General features: G+C 52.2%; 1 protein-coding gene. It reads right to left on the bottom strand.

The features are described from left to right. On the bottom strand, window positions 1–320 hold a 320-nt coding region (locus tag P0G09_RS16970; RefSeq protein WP_275253254.1), incomplete at both ends, for a hypothetical protein.

Raw genomic sequence — 320 nt, 5'->3', positions numbered from 1 at the left:
CGTAGATACGGACATCCCGCAGATTTAAGCTGTCCTCCAAAATCTTGTAGGCGTTGGCACGGCTGGTTCCGTAGGTGGTATAGGCCGCTACGGTATTAGAACCGACAGAGTTTTTTCCGGTAATCTGCCATTGCGCTGTAAACGGGGTATAGTTGACCTCAATATTCCGCTGCATATAAAACGGGGTATCAAAGGTCTCATACATAAATTGCTGGATGTACGCCTTGTCGATCCAGGTCGCGCCCAGGCACACCTCAATCTCCGACGCGTCCAGGTCTTTGGGCTGGGCGGCGGTAAGAGCTTCCACATTGGCGGCAAAG

Source organism: Faecalibacterium sp. DFI.5.82 (assembly GCF_029076575.1).
Taxonomy (GTDB): Bacteria; Bacillota; Clostridia; order Oscillospirales; family Ruminococcaceae; genus Faecalibacterium; species Faecalibacterium duncaniae.
This window is presented reverse-complemented; position numbering and strand designations above follow the sequence as displayed.